The sequence below is a fragment of the Bradyrhizobium vignae genome, assembly GCF_900324035.1.
GTDB lineage: Bacteria > Pseudomonadota > Alphaproteobacteria > Rhizobiales > Xanthobacteraceae > Bradyrhizobium > Bradyrhizobium vignae.
In genome coordinates this window covers 7,843,087-7,861,318 of sequence record NZ_LS398110.1, presented here as the reverse complement: position 1 = coordinate 7,861,318, position 18,232 = coordinate 7,843,087, and the positions used below count along the sequence as shown (strand labels likewise).

Here is an 18,232-nt window from a genome sequence, read left to right as displayed (position 1 = left end):
CGTGGCAGGGCACCCTGCATAGCCGTCACCGATTGCGCGGACAGAGCCTCACCCCTCCCTCTCCCCGTAAGCCCCGTAAGAACGGGGAGAGGGAGACGAGAGAGCCGAATTCCATTCATCGAAATGCGCTCCCGCAAGGCACGCCTGCGCCCTGCGCAGGAGGAATCGGCAATCGCCGTGCTAACAAGCCCCTGCCGCGCCCTGCGCGCGAAGAAATTGATTGGCACACCTGTTCATTGCCGCGCCGCAAATGGCGCTCGCGCCCGGGAGAGGACATGTCCGACATCGCCGAGATTCCGGTCGATGATCACGAGCGCCCGTTGCCGCCGCCTCCGCGGCAGGTCAAGAGCGCGCTGACCGACGGGCCGATCCTGCGCACGCTGCTCTCCCTCGCCTGGCCGAACGTGATCGGCCTGTCGGCCGGCATCTGCGTGGTGATTGCCGAGACCTCCTACGTGGGCCGGCTCGGCGTCGAGGCGCTGGCGGCGATGGCGCTGGTGTTTCCGACAGTGATCCTGACCATGACCATGTCCGGCGGCGCGATGGGCGGCGCTGTGGCGTCCGCCATCGCACGTGCGCTCGGCGCCGGCGACCGTGAGCGTGCCGGCACGCTCGCCGTGCATGCGATGCTGATCGGCATCAGCTTCGGTCTCGTCTTCATGCTGGGCATGCTGATCTTCGGGCCCAGGCTGCTCGAAATGCTCGGCGGCCGCGGCAATGTGCTGGCGCATGCGATCGCCTACACGCAGGTGTTTTTCGGCGGCGCTGTGCTGCCCTGGCTGCTCAACACCATGGCGGGCATCTTGCGCGGCACCGGCAACATGAAGCTGCCGTCGTTCCTGATCCTCAACTCCGCGGCCTGGCAGATCGTGCTCGGCGGCACGCTCGGCCTCGGGCTTGGCCCGGTGCCGCAGCTCGGCATGCGCGGCGTCGCGGCCGGCGCGCTGATTGCCTACACCATGAACATCTGCATCATGGGCTGGTACCTGTTCTCCGGCCGCGCGCGGGTCGCGCCGAAGCTTCGAGGCCTTCGTATCCAACGGGCGATGTTCTTCGACATCCTGAAGGTCGGCGCCATCGCCTGCTTCTCGCCGCTGCAATCGGTGCTGACGATCTCGATCTTCACCCACATGCTGGCGAAGTTCGGCACCGCGATCCTCGCCGGTTACGGCATCGGCGCGCGGCTCGAATTCCTGCTGACCTCGATCGCTTTCTCGTTCGGCATCGCCTGTGTGCCGATGGTCGGCATGGCGATCGGCGCCGGCCGCATCGCGCGGGCCCGGCGCATCGCTTGGACCGCCAGTGCTGCCGCTTTCGCCGCGGTCGGCGCGCCGGCGTGCCTCGTTGCGATCTTCCCAGATCTCTGGGTCAACATCTTCACCGACAGCGTGGCCGTGCGCGCGGCAAGCCATCAATATCTCTCGACGGTCGGGCCGTTCTACGCGTTTTTTGGCCTTGCCACGACAATGTATTTCTCCTCGCAAGGCGCGGCCAAGGTGATCGGGCCGGTGCTGGCGCAGACGGCACGGCTGATCTACATCGCAGGCGTCGGCTGGTGGCTGTCGACGCACGACGCTAGCGTGCAAAGCTTTTTCTGGCTGGCCGCGAGCTCGATGGTCGTGCTCGGCCTGCTGTCGTGCTCCAGCGTGGTGCTGACGCGCTGGGGGCCACGCGCGACCAAAGCTGCGATCAGGCCGGCGCTTTCGGCTGCCGACTAGCGCTGTGACGGCGATGGGGGGCTAGGCCGCCGCAGCTGGAAATGCCCTTTGCATGGCGGCCACGGCCTCCTTCGTCTGCCCCTGAACGTAAGGCGCGAGCTCGTTCGGCAGCATGTCGATGATCCAGACGAGGCGGCACCTCGCTTCGCCGTCGGCAATGACCTGCACCGAGGCGCTGTAATGCTTCAGCCGCTCGTTGTTGATCGCATAGACGAGACGCTGCCGCGCATCGTCGCAATCGACCAGCACCTCGCGCGCCACGGAGCCGTTGGCAAAGGTGACGATGCGCGCATCGCCGTCGAGCGTGCAGGCCGTAACGAAGCCCGGCACCAGCCGGTGATGCAGCGCGCCGAAATCGCGCACCGCGTCCCAGACGTCGCGCGCGGAGGCGGGGAGGGGAATGTCGTTGTGGATGGAGACCATGAAAGCGTCCTTGATTTCGAAAGGTCGTTGCCGCAAACACCGTCATTGCTGTGCATGTTCAATAATTCGCTGATTGGATCGCTCCAGCGGAGGAACGATCCGATGCGAGACAACAGCTATGACCGAACGGTTGAACGCAACTATCTGCAGAAGTGGCGTTTTCTGATTTCGGAGTATGAGGCGGTGAAGGCTGGCCGATCGCCGCTGTTCAAGCGGGTCGGCGACTTCTACCGGCACCACGGGACCTGCTCGCAGACGTTCCGCAAGTATTACAATCGCTATCTGCAGAGCGGCGAGGACGCGGATCTGCTGCCGCGGCGGCGCGGCCCGAAGTGGCGGGAACGGCGCGAGCCGGAAGGGATCGAGGCGGAGATCGTCGCCCATCGCAAGCGGGGGATGAACCGTTATGAGATTCATGCCGTCTTGCGCGAAACGCGCGACACGGTACCTTCGCCGATCACGATCTACCGGGTGCTGAAGCGCCACCGCCTGAACCGCCGCACGCCGGCGATGCGCGAGGAGAAACGCCGTATTATCAAGGACAAGCTCGGGGAGCTGGGCCACGTCGATCTGCATCAATTGCCGCGCGATATGTTCCTCGCGCCACCCCCGGTCACGGCCTACATCATCAGCCTGATCGACAGCTGCTCGCGTCTGGCCTGGGCCGAGGTCCTGACATCCAAGAAGGCGCTGCCGGTCATGTTCAAGACCTGAAGATGATCAACACCCTCAACGTCACCTATGGGCTCGTCTTCCAGGAAATCCTGTCCGACAACGGCGCCGAGTTCGCCGCCCGCACCAAGCCGGCCGAGCATCCATTCGAGGCCATGCTGCTCGAGCTCGGCATCAAGCACCGCTACACCAGGCCCTATCGGCCGCAGACCAACGGCAAGGTCGAACGCTTCTGGCGTACCCTCGATGACGACGTCATCGAGGGTACGACCTTCGACAACCTGGACCACTTCGCCAATGAACTGTTCGAGTACCTCGTCTACTACAACAACCACAGACCCCATCAGGCCTTGGCAGGACAAACTCCCAAGGCTTTCGCCGCTTCCAAGACCACCGCAATCCAATCAGCGAATTATTGAACATCGACAATTGCGAGCACAGCGAAAGCAATCCAGTGATATTTCCGCAGAGACAGTCTGGATTTGCTTCGTCGCAAGAGCTCCTCGCAATGACGAAGCAATTGGCTAGAGCTCACACACAAACCGCCTCGACATTATTTCCGTCGGGATCGATCAAAAACGCCGCATAGTAGGTCGGGCCATAATCCCTGCGCGGCCCGGCGCCGCCATTGTCTCGGCCGCCGCTCTTCAGCCCCTCGCTGTGGAACGCCTTGACCGCGTCGTGGTCCTTGGCGCGAAACGCGATATGCGCACCATCGGCCTTCCGTCCCTTGTTCAGGTGCAGCCACAGCGCTGGCTCGCCCTTCGGTCCGAACCCGGCATAGCCGTCGCCACTGGAACAGACGACATAACCGAGCGGCGCCAGCACTGCGGTGTAGAAGCGCGTGGCGGCGTCGAGGTCGGCAACGCGCAATCCGATGTGGTCGTACATGATCATCTCCATTGTAGAAGCGTGCCGCGAATGGCACGCGCCGGAGACGACCCTAGTCAGTTGAGGGCAAGCTGCTCTTGGAGAATCTTGCGCTCCCCCTTCGAGGCCTGCCGGAACTTGGTTGGCGACACGCCGGCGGCGCGATGGAAGGTGCGGACGAAATTGGAGAGATCGCCGAAGCCGACGTCATAGGCGATGTCGGTGACGGCGGTGTCGTCGTCGGCAAGCTTGCGCGCGGCGTGCCGCAACCGCGAGCGCACCAGATATTGATGCGGGGTGACGCCGAGCACGCTCGAGAACAGCCGCAGGAAATGAAACGGGCTGAGGCCGGCCTGCTTTGCTGCCTGTTCGAGGTCGAGCTCGGCATGCGAGTTGTCGTCGATCCACAGCGCGGCCTCCACCGCGCGGCGGCGGTCACGCGCAGTCGGCGTGGCCGGCTTGCGGGCCTTGCCGGAGACCACGTCGACAAAACGGCCGGCGAGGATCTGGCCGATCTCGTCGAGGCCGAGGTCGCTGTTGCCATCTGCTGCCGTCTGGGCCAGCTCGCCCAGCACCATCAGTTCGGGCAGCGGCGGTGTCGCGCCGATCTGCCAGGTCTCGCGCCGTCCCCCAAGGGCATCGACCAGGTCCTCGCTGAAGAAGAAGCCGAGGCAGACGTCGCCGCTGACATGCTCATGCGTGCAGGTGTATTCCTCGCCGGGCGCGCCGATCAGCAACGAGCCCGCCACCAGCTCGAAGAAGCCGGCGCGGCAATGGCAGCCGAAGCTGCCAGAGCGCACATAGGCTATGGAATGGCCGGTGCGGCATTCCGCAAACGGCGTGTCGTCCGGTCCCGCATCGCAGCGAAACTCGGAGACCGTCATCGATGGCGTCGTCAGCAGCGCGGTCGCGTCCATCCCGCCTATCTAGGTAGCAGCGCGCGGCGGAGCAACCGGCAGCAGCACCTCGAACAGCGTCTTGCTGGCGACGGGATGGGCGCCTTCGAGCGCCAGCAGCCGTCGCTTGGAGATCACGCCGCCATAGGGCGAGAGCCTGCCGGTGTAATTGCCGGCCTCCAGCACCCGGTGGCAAGGCACGATCAGCATGAAGGGATTACTCGCGATCGCCTGCGCCACCGAGTGCGCCGCGCCGGAGGCGCCCAGCGCCTTGGCCACCTCGTGATAGGTACGCGTCTCTCCGCGTGGAATGGTGCAGGCGAACTCGTAGACCCGCCGGTTGAAGCCGGGCAGCCCGCCGGCATCCAGGCTGACGTCGGAGAAATCAGGATCACTGCCGCGCAGCAGGCCTTTGATGCCCTCGATCGCAAGCTCGGCGTTCTCGGACGGGCGCTGCTCGCGCGCCTCGGGATGGACCTGGAAGATCCGGCGGCGTGTGTCGATCTCCCGCGCCTCCGGCAATTGCACGGCGACCACGCCGCTGCTGCTCCAAATGATGCCGCAGCGCCCCAGCGCCGTGTCGAATATCGCGTACGCGCGCCCCACCATGCACACGCCCCACTCAGTGCACGTTTTCTCCCCCGACAGATCAAATCATAACACCGCCACAATGCGGCGCACCTGGAATCTTACCAGGACGTTAACAACCGTCCGGGCGGACGCGCCAAACCGCTTGGCGGGAGGCGCCGTCTCGGCTAATCAGGAGCGGCGCAAGGCGCGCATCCGCGGGCGTAGTTCAATGGTAGAACGGCAGCTTCCCAAGCTGCATACGAGGGTTCGATTCCCTTCGCCCGCTCCAATGTTTCACCGACCGTGATCTCGAGCCGGGCCCGATTGCTTCGGATTTCGCCCGCAGCTGCGAGATTCCAATATATTAGCCCCCCATTTGCCGGCGTTCGACCTTTCACGCGCTAAGCTCCGTCGTCTTCGCGCGTACGGTCCTGGCGCCGGGGCGTTATGCGAAGAGGAGGTCATGGACCAGCAGAAACTCGACCGCGCGATCGGTCGGCGCCTGAAGACGCTGCGGACGCAGGCGGGGATGACCCTGAACGAACTCGCGGGCCGCTCCGGCGTGAGCCGGGCCATGATCGGGCGGGTGGAGCGGGCGCAGAGCAGTGCGACGGCGGCGCTGCTCGGAAGGCTCTGCGCCGCGCTCGACGTGTCGCTGAGCGATGTCGTCGCGCTGGCCGAGAAGCCACCGGAGCGGCTGGTGCGGTTCGCCGACCAGCCGCACTGGCGCGATCCCGAGAGCGGCTATCGCAGGCGGCATGCCTCGCCGACCGATGCGGCAAGCGGCATCGAGATCATCGTCGTCGACCTGCCGGCTGGCGCGCGGGTGCCGTACAGCCCCTGGGGCCGCAACGCCTTCACCCAGCAGCTGTTGATGCTGGAGGGCGCCATCGCCGTGCATATCGATGCCAAGGCGGTGCGGCTGCGTGAGGGCGATTGCCTGGATTTCGACGTGATGCGCGCCGTGATCTTCGAGAACGAAACCAAGCAGGACGCGCGCTACGTCATCATCACGCGGCGCGGCGCCTCCTATGGCAAGATGTGAGACCAGGAGATCCTGATGATGCAGATCCGCACCGGCGACACCCATGATCCGCGCGTCATCGCGCTGCTCGATCATCACGTTGCGGCCGCGCGGGCGCAGACCGCGCCGGGCAGCGCCCATGCGCTCGATCTCGCGGGGCTTCGCGCGCCCGAGATCGCGTTCTGGACCGGCTGGGATGGCGAGACGCTGGTCGCCACCGGTGCGTTGAAGACGCTCTCGGCTGACCACGGCGAGGTGAAGTCGATGCACACGCTTCAGACTACGCGGCGACGGGGCTTCGGCGGCCAGATGCTCCGCCACATCATGACTGAGGCTCGTGCACGCGGCATCAGGCGTCTCAGCCTCGAGACCGGCTCGTGGGACTATTTCAAGCCGGCGCACGCGCTCTATCAGGCGCACGGCTTCATCGCCTGCGGCCCGTTCGACGGCTATGTCGAGGATCCCAACAGTCTGTTCCTGACGCTTGACCTGTCGGCGCCGGCGCGCCGGTAGATCAGGAGCCGTCTCCTCGATCTCGTCGAGCGCGCGCTCGGGGGCGATGTCCCGGGCGGCTTCCTCCAGATCGCGGGCCCGGTCGAGGAGCTGTTCCTCAAGGTGGCGGCGACCGGGGATGGCCGACGCTAAATGAGTTGCGCACCTCAAAACACCTCTGCTAGCCTTCAGCCATGGCCGAGACTCTCACCCCGTCTGCGCTGACGCTGAAGGACATCGCCCGCGAGGCCGGCGTCAGTCTCGCGACGGTTGACCGCGTCCTGCACAACAGGCCGGGGGTGCGCCCGGATACGGTCCGCCGCGTCAAGGAAGCCATTGAGCGCAATTCGTTCCAGCCGCATGTGGCCGCCGCCGAGCTCGCCCGCGGCCGCGCCCGCCGCTTCGCCTTCGTGATGCCGTCGGGGCCGAACCCGTTCATGCAGCAGATCGAAGCCTATCTCGGCGAGATGGCGGCCTGGCTCTCGGCCCGCCGCCTCAGCGTCGAGATGGTCCCGACCGACGTGTTCGATCCTTCCGTGCTCGCCGCTTCGCTGGAGGCGCTGTCGGGCCCATATGACGGCGTTGCCGTGGTGGCGCTGGACCATCCCGGTGTCCGCGCCGCGATCAACGACCTCGTCGATGCCGGTGCCAAGGTGGTGACGCTGGTTTCCGACGTGCCGTCCTCGCGCCGCCACCATTATGTCGGGATCGACAACATCGCTGCGGGCCGCACCGCCGGCGCGCTGATCGGGCGCCTGGTCGGCGGGCGGTCCGGCAAGGTCGCGATCGTCGCGGGCTCGCAGGGCCTGCGCGACCACGCCGAGCGCATCTTCGGCTTCAACCAGGTGATGGCGTCTGAATTCCCCGGCCTCGACGTGCTGCCGGTGCTGGAAGGGCGCGACGAGGACGACCGCTCGGAACAGCTGCTGGCACAGCTGCTCGGCAGGCATGCCGACATCGTCGGCCTTTATAACGTCGGCGCCGGCACGCAGGGCGTTGCCAAAGCGCTGAACGACAGGGCGTTGAACGAGGCTGGTCGCGACAAGCTGGTGTTCGTCGGGCACGACGTCACCGCGTTGACGCGCCGATTGCTGCTGCAGGGCGTGATGGACGCCGCGATCTCGCAGAACCCCGGACATGAGGCGCGCGCCGCCGTGCGCGTGCTGCTGGCGCTCGCCCGCGGCGAGCCGATCTTGCGCGAACAGGAGAAGATCAGGATCGACATCGTGATGCGGGACAATCTGCCTTAGCGGCAGGTGGATTTCGAAAAGGCCCGCTGCGGGGCAAGGCGACGCAAGATCGCGCGCCGCAGCATGCGAAAGGGAGGGTGACGTGTATCTCGGAATCGACATCGGCACATCCGGTGTGAAAGCGGTGCTCGTGAGCGAAGCCGGCGCGGTTGTCGCGACGGCGCCGCGCGAGCTTGCGCTGTCGCACCCCGCGCCGCTGTGGTCCGAGCAGGACCCCGATGCCTGGGTCGATGCGACGATCGGCGCAATCGACGATCTCGCCGCGCGCCATTCGCGCGAGGTTGCGCAGGTTCGCGGCATCGGGCTGTCAGGTCAGATGCACGGCGCGACGCTGCTTGGCGAGGACGGCCAGCCGCTGCGTCCGGCCATCCTCTGGAATGACGGTCGCTCGCAGGCCGAATGCGCAGCTCTGGAGCGGCGCTGTCCCTCGCTGCATGCGATCGCCGGCAATCTCGCGATGCCGGGCTTCACCGCGCCGAAGCTGCTGTGGGTGGCGCGGCATGAGCCGGAGATATTCGACCGCGTGGCAAAGGTGCTGCTGCCGAAAGCCTATGTGCGCTATCGCCTTACCGGCGAGATGGTCGAGGATATGTCGGATGCTGCCGGCACGCTGTGGCTCGACGTCGGCCTGCGCCGCTGGTCCGCGTTGCTGCTGCATGCCACCGGGCTCGACCTGCACCACATGCCCCGCCTCGTCGAGGGCAGCGCGGTGAGCGCATTGCTCGCGCCGGACTACGCGCGGCGCTGGGGCATGACCGGGAATGTCGTGGTCGCGGGCGGCGCCGGCGATAATGCGGCCAGCGCGATCGGACTCGGCGCCATTGCGCCGGGCGATGCTTTCCTGTCGCTGGGAACGTCGGGTGTCCTGTTCCGCGTCACCGATCGCTTCGCCGCCGCGCCGACATCGGCCGTGCATGCTTTCTGTCACGCGCTGCCCGGCCTGTGGCATCAGATGGGCGTGATGCTGTCGGCGGCGGCTTCGCTCGCGTGGCTGTCTGGCGTGATGGAGACGCCGGCCACAACGCTATTGGCGCCGCTCGGCGAGCGCGTCGATGCCCCGAGCCCGATCAAATTCCTGCCCTATCTCGACGGCGAGCGCACGCCGCACAACGATGCCGCCGCCAGCGGCGCCTTCATCGGCTTGCGCGGCGCGACCGGCCGGAGCCAGATCGTGCAGGCCGTGCTGGAAGGCGTCGCCTTTGCCGCGCGCGACAATCTGGCGGCGCTGAGCGCAGCGAGCGGGCCGATTGCCGAGGTCGATCTCGTCGGCGGCGGCTCGCGCTCGCCGCTGTGGGCGCAGATCTGCGCCGACGTGCTCGGCATTCCCGTCCACCGGGTCGAGGAAGGCGAGGTCGGCGCCGCGCTCGGCGCCGCGCGGCTCGGACGGCTCGCCGTAACCGGCGAAGATCCCGCGGACGTCTGCACCCGTCCGCGGCGGCTTGCGAGCTTCACGCCCCGTGCATCTGTAACTGCGGCCTATGACGAGGCCTATCGTCGCTGGCGCGCGCTTTATCCCGCATTGAAGGAGCCTGTTTAAGTGAACGTGTCAGCCAAATTCTTCGATGCAAGCGCACCCATAGCCTTCGCTGGCAAGGATGCGGAAAGCGCGCCCGCCTTCCGCTGGTACGACAAGGATCGCCTCGTACATGGTCGCAAGCTCGAGGATCATTTGCGCTTTGCGGTCTGTTACTGGCATTCGTTCTGCTGGCCCGGCGGCGATCCCTTCGGCGGTGAGACCTTTTTGCGGCCCTGGCATCACGGCACCGATCCGATGGCGATGGCGCGGGCCAAGGCCGATATCGCCTTCGAGCTGTTCCGCCTGCTGGACGTACCCTTCTTCACCTTCCACGACGTCGACGCCGCGCCGGAAGGCGCTTCGCTCAGCGAGTCCGTTGCCAATCTCAACGCGATCGCCGATATCTTCGAAGCGAAGATGGCCGCGGCAAAGGTCCGCCTGCTCTGGGGTACCGCGAACCTGTTCACGCATCGCCGTTACATGGCGGGCGCAGCGACCAATCCGGACCCCGACATCTTCACCTATGCCGCCGGCCAGGTCCGGGCCGCACTGGAGGTGACGCACCGGCTCGGCGGCCAGAACTATGTGTTGTGGGGCGGACGTGAGGGCTACGAGACGCTGCTCAACACCGATCTCGAGCGCGAGCTCGACCAGCTCGGCCGTTTCGTCTCCCTCGTCGTCGAGCACAAGCACAAGATCGGTTTCAAGGGCCCGATCCTGATCGAGCCGAAGCCGAAGGAGCCGACCAAGCATCAGTATGATTTCGACGTCGCCACCTGCTACGGCTTTCTCGAACGTTTCGATCTCCTCAACGATGTCAAGCTCAACATCGAGCAGAACCACGCCATCCTCGCCGGCCACTCCTTCCATCATGAGGTCGCGCTGGCCGAGGCGCTCGGCGTGTTCGGCTCGCTCGACATCAACCGCGGCGACGATCTTCTCGGCTGGGACACCGACCAGTTTGCGATGAACGTGCCGGAACTCGCCTTGGTGTTCCACGAGATCCTGAACCGCGGCGGCTTCACCACGGGCGGGCTCAACTTCGACGCCAAGATCCGCCGCCAGTCGATCGACCCCGATGATCTCATCCACGCCCATGTCGGCTCGATGGATGCCTGCGCGCGTGCCTTCCTCGCCGCCGCCGACATGCTCGACGCCGGCGTGCTCACCACACCGCTTGCCAGGCGCTATGAGGGCTGGGCTGGGCCTGAGGGCAGGGCCATTCTCGGCGGTCAGCGTTCGCTCGCCGATCTCGCCGACCGTGCGATGTCTCCCGGCTTCGATCCGCAGCCCCGCTCCGGCCGGCAGGAATATCTGGAATCCCTGGTCAACCGCTATGTCTGAGGAAGGCCGCTGATGACGAGAGCTGACGCGACACCGGTCCTCGAACTCACCGGCATCGGCAAGGAGTTCGGCGCGATCCGCGCGCTGCACGACGTCGACATGCAGGTGTTCCCCGGCGAGGTGGTCGGCCTGATGGGCGACAACGGCGCCGGCAAGTCGACGCTGGTCAAGATCATCGCCGGCAATTTCCGCCCCACTCACGGCGAGATCCGCTTTACGGGCAGCGCGGTCCACTTCAACCGCCCGGTCGATGCCCGCGCCGTCGGCATCGAGGTCGTCTACCAGGATCTCGCGCTCGCCGACAATCTGACCGCCGCCGCCAACGTCTTCCTCGGCCGCGAGCTGAAGCGCAAGTTCGGACCCATCGCGCTGCTCGACCACAAGGCGATGGCGGCGCGGGCACTGGAGCTGTTCGGCGAACTGCGCTCCGAGACGCGCCCCGACGATCTCGTCAAGCAGATGTCGGGCGGCCAGCGCCAGGCGGTCGCGATCGCGCGGACACGGCTCTCCAACGCGCGGCTGGTGATGATGGACGAGCCGACCGCGGCGATCTCGGTGCGCCAGGTCGAGCAGGTGCTCGGCCTGATCCACCGGCTGAAGGAGCAGGGGGTCGCCGTCATGCTGATCTCGCACCGCATGCCCGACGTGTTCGCGGTCTGCGATCGCGTCGTCGTCATGCGCCGCGGCGAGAAGCGGGCCGACAAGCCGATCCACGAGACCTCACCGGAGGAAGTCACCGCCCTCATCACCGGCGCGAAGGAGGCGGCGTGATGGCCGTGCCCTTGGAATCACCGATCAGTTTCACCAATGTCGGCCGGATCAGATGGTGGCAGCGCGGCATCTTCGCCTCCCAGACCGGCTATGTCCTGATCGCGCTGGCGGTGCTGCTGGTGATCATGCATTTCGCCAGCCCTTATTTCTTCACCGAAGGCAACATGCAGAACGTGGCGAAGAATTTTTCCTTCATCGCCATCGCCACGCTCGGCGTCACCTTCGTGATCATCACCGGCGGCATCGACCTCTCGGTCGGCTCGATGATGTGCTTCTCCGCCATGATCACCTCGATGGTCATGACCGAGCTGTCGACGCCCGGCGGGCTCGGCGCCTCGCTGTTCGTGCACATGGCCGCCGACGGCAAGACGGTGGTCGCTAACGTACCCGGTCTGATCCTGTTGATCTCCGTGGCTGCGGGCCTCGGCGTTGCGCTGATTGCGGGTCTCGTCAACGGCTTCTGCATCGCCGTGCTGGGCCTGTCGCCCTTCGTCACCACGCTCGGCATGCTCTCGATCGTGCGCGGGCTCGGCTATGTCGTTTCCAATGGTCGCGGCAGTTTTCCGGGCGGCCCGGACGCCGACTACTTCTACGGGCTCACCTCGGGCGACGTGCTCGGCGTGCCCATGCCCTTCATCTATCTCGTGATCCTCGCGCTGGCGATGGCGGTGGTGCTCCATCACACCTCGTTCGGCCGCCATGTCTTCGCGCTCGGCGGCAACGAGAAGGCGGCGGAGCTCACCGGCATTCCGGTCGTACGGGTGAAGATCGAGGTCTATGTGATCTGCGCGCTCGCCGCGGGCTTGCAGGGCATCATCATCTCCGGTTGGCTGGGATCGGCGCCGGCCAACATGGCGACGTCCTACGAGCTCAACGTGATCGCTGCGGCCGTGATCGGCGGCGCCAACCTTGCCGGCGGCATCGGCGGCCCACTTGGCGCCATCGTCGGCTGCGTGCTGCTGGAAGTGATCCGCAACGGTCTCGTGCTGGCACAGGTCTCCTCCTACTGGCAGCAGACGCTGGTGGGCGTGATCATCATTCTGGCCGTGCTGGTCGACCGGATCCGTTCGCGGATGAGCTGACGTCATGTCATCCCGGGAAGGCAACCAAATGCCGCCTGTCCGCTTCCCGGGCACTTTCGAGGGGATGGGCACCAAACGAGGGTGGAGGAGATAATGAGGAAACTTCTGCTTGCGGGAATCGCCGTTGCGCTGATGGCGACGCCGGCATTTGCTGCGAACTACCGCTTCGTCATCGTGCCCAAGGCGATGAACAATCCGTTCTTCGACTTCGCGCGCGATGGCTGCCAGAAGCGCGCCAAGGAGCTCGGCAACATCGAGTGCATCTATAAGGGACCGGTGGAGCATGAGCCGGCGACGCAGGCCCAGATCATCCAGGACTTCATCACCCAGAAGGTCGACGGCCTCGCGATCTCGGTCGCCGACGTCGCGGCCATGACCAAGTCGATCGAGGCGGCAACCGCCGCCGGCATTCCTGTCATCACTTTTGATGCGGATGCCCCAGGCTCCAAGCGGATCGCCTATATCGGCACCAACAACAAGGAGTTCGGCTTGGCCCTCGGCAAGCAACTGCTGAAGATGCGGCCCGACGGTGGAAAGTACGCCATGGTCTCCGGTGGTCCCGGCGCCAAGAACCTCGCCGAGCGCGTCGAGGGCGTTCGCGAGGCGCTGAAGGGTTCGAAATGGACCGAAGTCGCGGGCTCCCCGACGTTCTGCAACGACGATCCCGCGCTGGCGGTCCAGCAGATGACGGACATGCGCACGGCAACGCCCGACCTCGCCGCGATCGTTCCCATCGGCGGCTGGCCGATGTTCGCCCCCGAAGGCTTCAAGGCCTTCGCTTCCCGCAACAAGAAGGACATCGATTCCGGCAAGTTCACGCTGGTCGTCGCCGACACGCTGAAGATGCAGCTCGAGCTGTTGCGTGACGGCTATGCCAATGCGCTGGTCGGCCAGCGTCCGTTCGAGATGGGCGAGAAGGCGATGGACACGCTGCTCGCGATCAAGAAGGGCGAGAAGGTGCCGGAGATCGTCTACACCGGCCTCGACCTCGTGACCAAGGACAATGTCGCGCAGATGCTGAAGTAGGAGCTCCGCCAGCCCCGTGCTCCTGCGTGCCTCCCCCGCTTGCGGTTCCCGCGAGCGGGGGAGATGATTTGGCGGTTGGAAGAAGACTCCTGGAAGGCAATGGGAATGAAAAGGTCACGGCTCGGCGCTCTCGATGTCACCTCGATCGGCCTCGGTTCCGCCCCGCTCGGCGGACTGTTCGCACCAGTCAGTGACGCCGACGCGGAGGCAACGATCGCGCGCGCCTGGTCTGCCGGCGTCCGCTTTTTCGATACCGCGCCCCTCTACGGTTTCGGCCTCGCGGAGCGGCGGCTCGGTGGATTCCTGCGGCAACAGAAGCGGGACACCTACGCCATCTCGACAAAAGTCGGCCGTCTGCTGCGCGCCCCCGATGATGGCGCCGCCGAGGATGAGCACTACAAGGGCACGCCGCGCGAGCGGCCGGTGTTCGATTTCAGCCATGACGGCGTGATGCGATCGGTTGAGGAGAGCCTGGAGCGGCTTGGGCTCGACCGCGTCGACGTCCTGCTGGTGCATGACCCCGACGACCATTATGACGAGGCCGTCGCCGGTGCCTTCCGCGCGCTGCAGCGCCTGCGCAGTGAGGGCACAGTCAAGGCGATCGGCGCCGGCATGAACCAATCGGAGATGCTGGTTCGCTTCGCCGAGGTCGTGCCGGTCGACTGCTTCCTGCTCGCCGGGCGCTACACGCTGCTCGATCAGGGCGCGCTGGAGGCGCTGTTTCCGCTCTGCCAGGCCAGGAACATCGGCATCCTGCTCGGCGGCATCTACAACAGCGGCATTCTGGCCAATCCGCGAACTGGCGCCAAGTTCAACTATCAGGATGCCGATGCGGCGCTCGTCGCGCGTGCGCTGGAGCTCGATGAACTCTGCCGCAGGCACGGCACGGAGCTGAAAGCCGCCGCGCTGCGGTTCTGCATGGCGCATCCGGCGGTGACGGTCGCCGTGCTGGGGGCGCGCAACGCCGCGGAAGTCGCCGACAACATCGCGATGTCGGAGAGGGCGGTGCCCGCCGCGTTCTGGCAGGAGTTGCGTGCACGAAAGCTCGTCGATGCGCGGGCGCCACTTCCCGGCGGGGCGTAGGACATGATCATCGACGGCCACCAGCATTTCTGGGATCCGGCGCGCGCCGATTATCCGTGGATGGCGGCGGACGAGCTGGCGCCGATCCGTCGCGCTTTCGGTCCTGCCGATCTCGCGCCATTGCTGAAAGCAAACGGCGTCGACGCCAGTATCGTGGTGCAGTGCCGCTCCGCGCTGGGGGAGACCGAGGAATTCTTGCGCATCGCGCATGTGACGCCGTCTGTGGTTGGTGTCGTCGGCTGGGCCGATCTGACCGATGGCGACCTCGGCGAAACGCTCGACGGGCTGCGCGCCTTGCCGGGCGGCGGCAAGCTGGTCGGTATCCGCCACCAGGTCCACGACGAGACCGATCCCGACTGGCTGCTCCGCGAGGACGTCCAGCGCGGCCTCACGGCCGTATTCGCCCGCGAGCTCGCTTACGATTTCCTCGTTCGTGCCCGCGAGCTGCCGGCGGCGATCGCAACCGCGCAGGCCTTTCCGCACGCGCGCTTCGTGCTCGACCACGCCGCCAAGCCACCGATCGCGGACGGTGGAAGCGACGAATGGGCCGACCGCATTGCCGCGTTAGCTGCTTGCGGCAATGTCTGGTGCAAGATCTCAGGGCTCGCGACCGAAGCGGTCTGGAGTGACTGGGATGCGGAACGGCTGTTTCCGTTCGTCGACCACTCCGCAAAATGTTTCGGCGAGGACAGGCTGATCTTCGGCTCCGACTGGCCGGTGTGCCTGCTTGCGGGAAGCTATGGCGAGATCAAGACCGCGCTGGAGGCCTGCCTGGCGCGGCTTGGCCCGCAGGTGCGGGACAAGGCGTTTGGTGTGAATGCGGCGCGGGCATATCGGCTGGTCTCGCGCGTTTAGCGCCTGAGCGCGCGCCTCGTCCCTCGAGACGGCGCTGACGCGCCTCCTCAGGATGAGGCTAAGCGGCATCCGTGTCCCGGAAGCAACCACCGCGCACCCCGTTCCTCATCCTGAGGAGCCCGCCCAAAGCGGGCGTCTCGAAAGATGGCCGCAGGGAATCCTATCTCAAATATGATCGCCCTGCGGGGAACGAGGAGGTAAGGGGCAGCGGAATTCGCCGACCCTACTCCGACATCGGCTTGTCGGAGATATCCCAGTCCTTGCCGGTGAAGGTGGAGATGAACAGCGTCTTCATCGGCGTGTAGTTCTCGGGCGTGTAGCTGTAGGTGACGCCATCGAGGAAATAGGGCGAGTGGAAACCCGCGAGCGTCGATGCCTGCTTCAGCACGTTGGCGCGGGTGAGCTCGTCGCCGCAGCGGCGCAGGATCTCGCCCATGGTCACGGCTTGGCCGTAGCCGGCGAAGGCGATGGTATTGTCGGGGTCGATGCTCGGCAGGTACTTCTTGCGCAGCTCTTCGAACGCCATCACGTCAGGGTCCTTCTCCCATTTCGGCAGGCCGACCTCCTTGTTGTAGCGGATGGCGACGATGCCGGTGCAGTTCTCCAGCCCCGCGGCATTGAGGATCGAGCGTCCAGTCGAGCCGGCCGACAACAACTGCAGTGGCTTCCAGCCGAGCTCGGCGACTTTACGAATCGACTGCGACGACGCCTTGCCGGTGGAGATGTTGTAGAAGACGTCGGCGCCCGATTTCGAGAGATTGATGAGCTGGGAATCGACGGTCGGATCGGTGAGATCGTAGGTCTGCTCCATGATCACCTGCGCGGTGCCGCCGGCATCGGCCAACACCTTCTTGAACGGCCCCAGGAAGTCGCGGCCGAAATCGTCGTTCTGGTAGAGGATGCCGATCTTCGCATTCGGCTTCACGCTGACGACGTGCCGGGCCAGGATGCGCGCCTCGGTCGGATAGAGCGGCAGGCCCGCCATCGTCCATTTGAACTCTTTCGGATTGTTCCACTTCGAGGCGCCGGTGTTGAGCAACAGCTGCGGCACGCCCTTGGAGTTCAGGTATTTGTGCACGGCGGTCTGCGGTGCGGTGCCGAGCGAGCCGTAGAGCGCCAGCACCTCCTCCTGCTCGACCAGCCGCCGCGTCGCCTCGACGCATTTCGGCGCGCTGTAGGCATCGTCCATGGTGAGAAACTTGACCTTGCGTCCGTTGATGCCGCCCTTCTCGTTCAGCATCTGGAAATAGGCCTCGCCGATGCGGCCGAGCACGCCGTAGAGCGAGCCGGGGCCGGAATGCGGCACAGTCTGCCCGATCTTGATCTCGGTGTCGCTGGCGCCCGCGTCGTATTTCTTCTCCGCAGCCCAGACGTAAGGCGCCGGCAATGCGGATGCGGCGATGGTGGCGAGCGCAGCGGCGCTGAAATCGCGCCGCGATGGATTCTTCGTCATTATTTGTTTCTCCCTAGCGAGCGCATTGTGCTGGCATCGCAGCTCGGCTCGCAAGTGGGAAGTCGCAGCTTTGCGACGCAATGACGCTCGAAATCGCTAGGCGCCAGCGCCTAGACTCAAGTTTTCTCGGCAACGACGACGAGGCCGCGCACCGGCTCGTTGTTCTCGTTGCGCGGCGAGGCCGGCTCCAAAGTCAGCAGCTTGAGATCCGCCTTGGCGATGGCACCGCGCACATATTCCGCGGAATGGGCATAGCGCAGGCCTTCGCCAAGCACGACGCCACTGCCGTCATGCGTCTCCAGCGTGAAGGCGAGCACGCCGCCTGACACGAGCACGCGCCTGGCCTCGCTCAGCACCGGTGCGAGATCGGAGAGATAGACGAACGCATCCGCGGCGACGACGAGGTTCGCGCTTGCGTCGGCCTTGCCGCGCAGCCCCTCGATCATGTCGGCGAGTTCGAGCTCGGCATAGAGGTTCGTCGCGCGCGCCTCCTTGATCATGCCGGGCGACAGGTCGATGCCGATGAAATGGTCGACCTGCTTGGCGAACGCGGCGGCCGCAAGACCCGTGCCGCAGCCGAGATCGATGGTGCGCTTGAAGTAGGCGGGCTTTTTGGCGGCGACGCGCGCAGCCAGCACCGCCTTGAAGATCAGCGCGGGCGCGCGATAGCCGAGATCGTTGATCAGCGCGTGCTCGAAGCGCGGCGCGTATTGATCGAACAGCGCCTGCACATAGGCCTTCGGCATCTCCGCCATCTCCGCATCGCCGAGCCGTATCAGGTGCAGGCCGGCGCCGTGCTGGTCTTCGGGATCGGTTCGGCGCGCTTCACGGAAGGCCGCGATGGCCTTGTCGCGCTCGCCGAGCTGCTGACGGATCTCGCCAAGCGTGAACCAGGCCGAGGTGAAATCAGACGCGAGCTCGATCGCCTGCTCCAGGAGATCCGCGGCGGCGGGCAGGTCGCCCTTGAGCTGCAGGTCGCGCGCGAACTCGAAACGGCGGTCGGCCATGAGATCGCCGGAGGTCAGGAACAGGCGCAGGGGCATGGAACTACTCGTCATTGCCGGGCTTGACCCGGCAATCCATCAATAAGAGAACTCTTTAGGAAGATGGATGCGCGGGTCCCGCCCTCACCAAGTGGTTTCGGCGAGCTTGTACATCACCGGGCCGGCGAAGCCTAGCGGAGACGG

Annotated in this window: 19 protein-coding genes and 1 tRNA gene; 14 read left to right on the top strand and 6 right to left on the bottom strand. The window is 65.7% G+C overall.

What is annotated here, in order from left to right; all coding sequences use genetic code 11:
* Positions 1-275 precede the first annotated feature (275 nt).
* On the top strand, positions 276-1,718 hold the full coding sequence (locus BRAD3257_RS37850; protein WP_122406981.1) for an MATE family efflux transporter: 1,443 nt from the start codon (positions 276-278) through the stop codon (positions 1,716-1,718).
* Between the two features lie 21 nt (positions 1,719-1,739).
* Here the strand turns inward: BRAD3257_RS37850 and BRAD3257_RS37845 are convergent, their stop codons facing one another.
* Complete coding sequence (locus BRAD3257_RS37845; protein WP_122406070.1) at positions 1,740-2,141, bottom strand: SRPBCC family protein; 402 nt, start codon at positions 2,139-2,141, stop codon at positions 1,740-1,742.
* A gap of 102 nt (positions 2,142-2,243) precedes the next feature.
* Here BRAD3257_RS37845 and BRAD3257_RS37840 point away from each other — a divergent pair, with 102 nt between their 5' ends.
* Together BRAD3257_RS37840 and BRAD3257_RS37835 are read left to right on the top strand one after the other, a co-directional pair.
* Positions 2,244-2,855, top strand: a complete 612-nt coding sequence (locus BRAD3257_RS37840) for a helix-turn-helix domain-containing protein (RefSeq protein ID WP_145987102.1) — start codon at positions 2,244-2,246, stop codon at positions 2,853-2,855.
* Positions 2,856-2,857: 2 nt separating this feature from the next.
* Positions 2,858-3,232, top strand: coding sequence for an integrase core domain-containing protein (locus tag BRAD3257_RS37835; RefSeq protein ID WP_122406068.1), 375 nt, complete (start codon positions 2,858-2,860; stop codon positions 3,230-3,232).
* 112 nt (positions 3,233-3,344) lie between these two features.
* Here the strand turns inward: BRAD3257_RS37835 and BRAD3257_RS37830 are convergent, their stop codons facing one another.
* Genes BRAD3257_RS37830 through BRAD3257_RS37820 form a run of 3 tightly spaced genes read right to left on the bottom strand, consistent with a single transcriptional unit; the run spans position 3,345 to position 5,188 of the window.
* The gene (locus BRAD3257_RS37830; protein WP_162500498.1) at positions 3,345-3,704 is read right to left on the bottom strand and encodes a VOC family protein; all 360 of its coding nucleotides are present in this window, start codon (positions 3,702-3,704) and stop codon (positions 3,345-3,347) included.
* A 56-nt stretch (positions 3,705-3,760) separates the two neighbouring features.
* Positions 3,761-4,600, bottom strand: a complete 840-nt coding sequence (locus tag BRAD3257_RS37825; protein WP_122406066.1) for a helix-turn-helix transcriptional regulator — start codon at positions 4,598-4,600, stop codon at positions 3,761-3,763.
* 9 nt (positions 4,601-4,609) lie between these two features.
* Positions 4,610-5,188 carry a methylated-DNA--[protein]-cysteine S-methyltransferase gene (locus BRAD3257_RS37820; RefSeq protein WP_122406065.1) on the bottom strand — a complete coding sequence of 193 codons (579 nt, stop codon included), beginning with the start codon at positions 5,186-5,188 and terminating at the stop codon, positions 4,610-4,612.
* Positions 5,189-5,364: 176 nt separating this feature from the next.
* Between BRAD3257_RS37820 and BRAD3257_RS37815 the strand changes: the two genes are divergently transcribed.
* The 11 genes from BRAD3257_RS37815 (at position 5,365) to BRAD3257_RS37765 (ending at position 15,592) form a co-directional block, all read left to right on the top strand.
* Positions 5,365-5,438 (top strand) — tRNA-Gly (locus tag BRAD3257_RS37815).
* A 174-nt stretch (positions 5,439-5,612) separates the two neighbouring features.
* A complete protein-coding gene (locus BRAD3257_RS37810; protein ID WP_122406064.1) occupies positions 5,613-6,194 on the top strand; it encodes a helix-turn-helix domain-containing protein in 582 nt (193 codons plus the stop codon).
* An 18-nt stretch (positions 6,195-6,212) separates the two neighbouring features.
* On the top strand, positions 6,213-6,686 hold the full coding sequence (locus BRAD3257_RS37805) for a GNAT family N-acetyltransferase (RefSeq protein WP_162500661.1): 474 nt from the start codon (positions 6,213-6,215) through the stop codon (positions 6,684-6,686).
* Positions 6,687-6,859: 173 nt separating this feature from the next.
* Entirely contained in the window at positions 6,860-7,915 is a 1,056-nt protein-coding gene (locus tag BRAD3257_RS37800) for a LacI family DNA-binding transcriptional regulator (protein ID WP_122406062.1), read from the top strand.
* Positions 7,916-7,997: 82 nt separating this feature from the next.
* Positions 7,998-9,452, top strand: a complete 1,455-nt coding sequence (xylB, locus tag BRAD3257_RS37795; protein ID WP_122406061.1) for a xylulokinase — start codon at positions 7,998-8,000, stop codon at positions 9,450-9,452.
* Positions 9,453-10,775 (top strand): xylose isomerase, encoded by a 1,323-nt coding sequence (gene xylA, locus BRAD3257_RS37790; protein ID WP_122406060.1) that lies wholly within the window; start codon positions 9,453-9,455, stop codon positions 10,773-10,775.
* Positions 10,776-10,787: 12 nt separating this feature from the next.
* Complete coding sequence (locus BRAD3257_RS37785; protein ID WP_122406059.1) at positions 10,788-11,546, top strand: ATP-binding cassette domain-containing protein; 759 nt, start codon at positions 10,788-10,790, stop codon at positions 11,544-11,546.
* Entirely contained in the window at positions 11,546-12,628 is a 1,083-nt protein-coding gene (locus BRAD3257_RS37780; protein WP_162500497.1) for an ABC transporter permease, read from the top strand. Before BRAD3257_RS37785 ends, BRAD3257_RS37780 begins: the two co-directional genes overlap by 1 nt.
* Before the next feature lie 93 nt (positions 12,629-12,721).
* Positions 12,722-13,654, top strand: a complete 933-nt coding sequence (locus BRAD3257_RS37775) for a sugar-binding protein (protein ID WP_162500496.1) — start codon at positions 12,722-12,724, stop codon at positions 13,652-13,654.
* A 105-nt stretch (positions 13,655-13,759) separates the two neighbouring features.
* Positions 13,760-14,737, top strand: a complete 978-nt coding sequence (locus BRAD3257_RS37770) for an aldo/keto reductase (protein WP_122406056.1) — start codon at positions 13,760-13,762, stop codon at positions 14,735-14,737.
* Between the two features lie 3 nt (positions 14,738-14,740).
* The gene (locus tag BRAD3257_RS37765; protein ID WP_122406055.1) at positions 14,741-15,592 is read left to right on the top strand and encodes an amidohydrolase family protein; all 852 of its coding nucleotides are present in this window, start codon (positions 14,741-14,743) and stop codon (positions 15,590-15,592) included.
* Positions 15,593-15,815: 223 nt separating this feature from the next.
* Here BRAD3257_RS37765 and BRAD3257_RS37760 read toward each other — a convergent pair whose 3' ends face one another.
* Both BRAD3257_RS37760 and BRAD3257_RS37755 read right to left on the bottom strand, forming a co-directional pair.
* Positions 15,816-17,045 (bottom strand): ABC transporter substrate-binding protein, encoded by a 1,230-nt coding sequence (locus BRAD3257_RS37760; protein ID WP_122406054.1) that lies wholly within the window; start codon positions 17,043-17,045, stop codon positions 15,816-15,818.
* Positions 17,046-17,161: 116 nt separating this feature from the next.
* Entirely contained in the window at positions 17,162-18,088 is a 927-nt protein-coding gene (locus tag BRAD3257_RS37755) for a class I SAM-dependent DNA methyltransferase (protein WP_122406053.1), read from the bottom strand.
* Between the last annotated feature and the right edge of the window lie 144 nt (positions 18,089-18,232).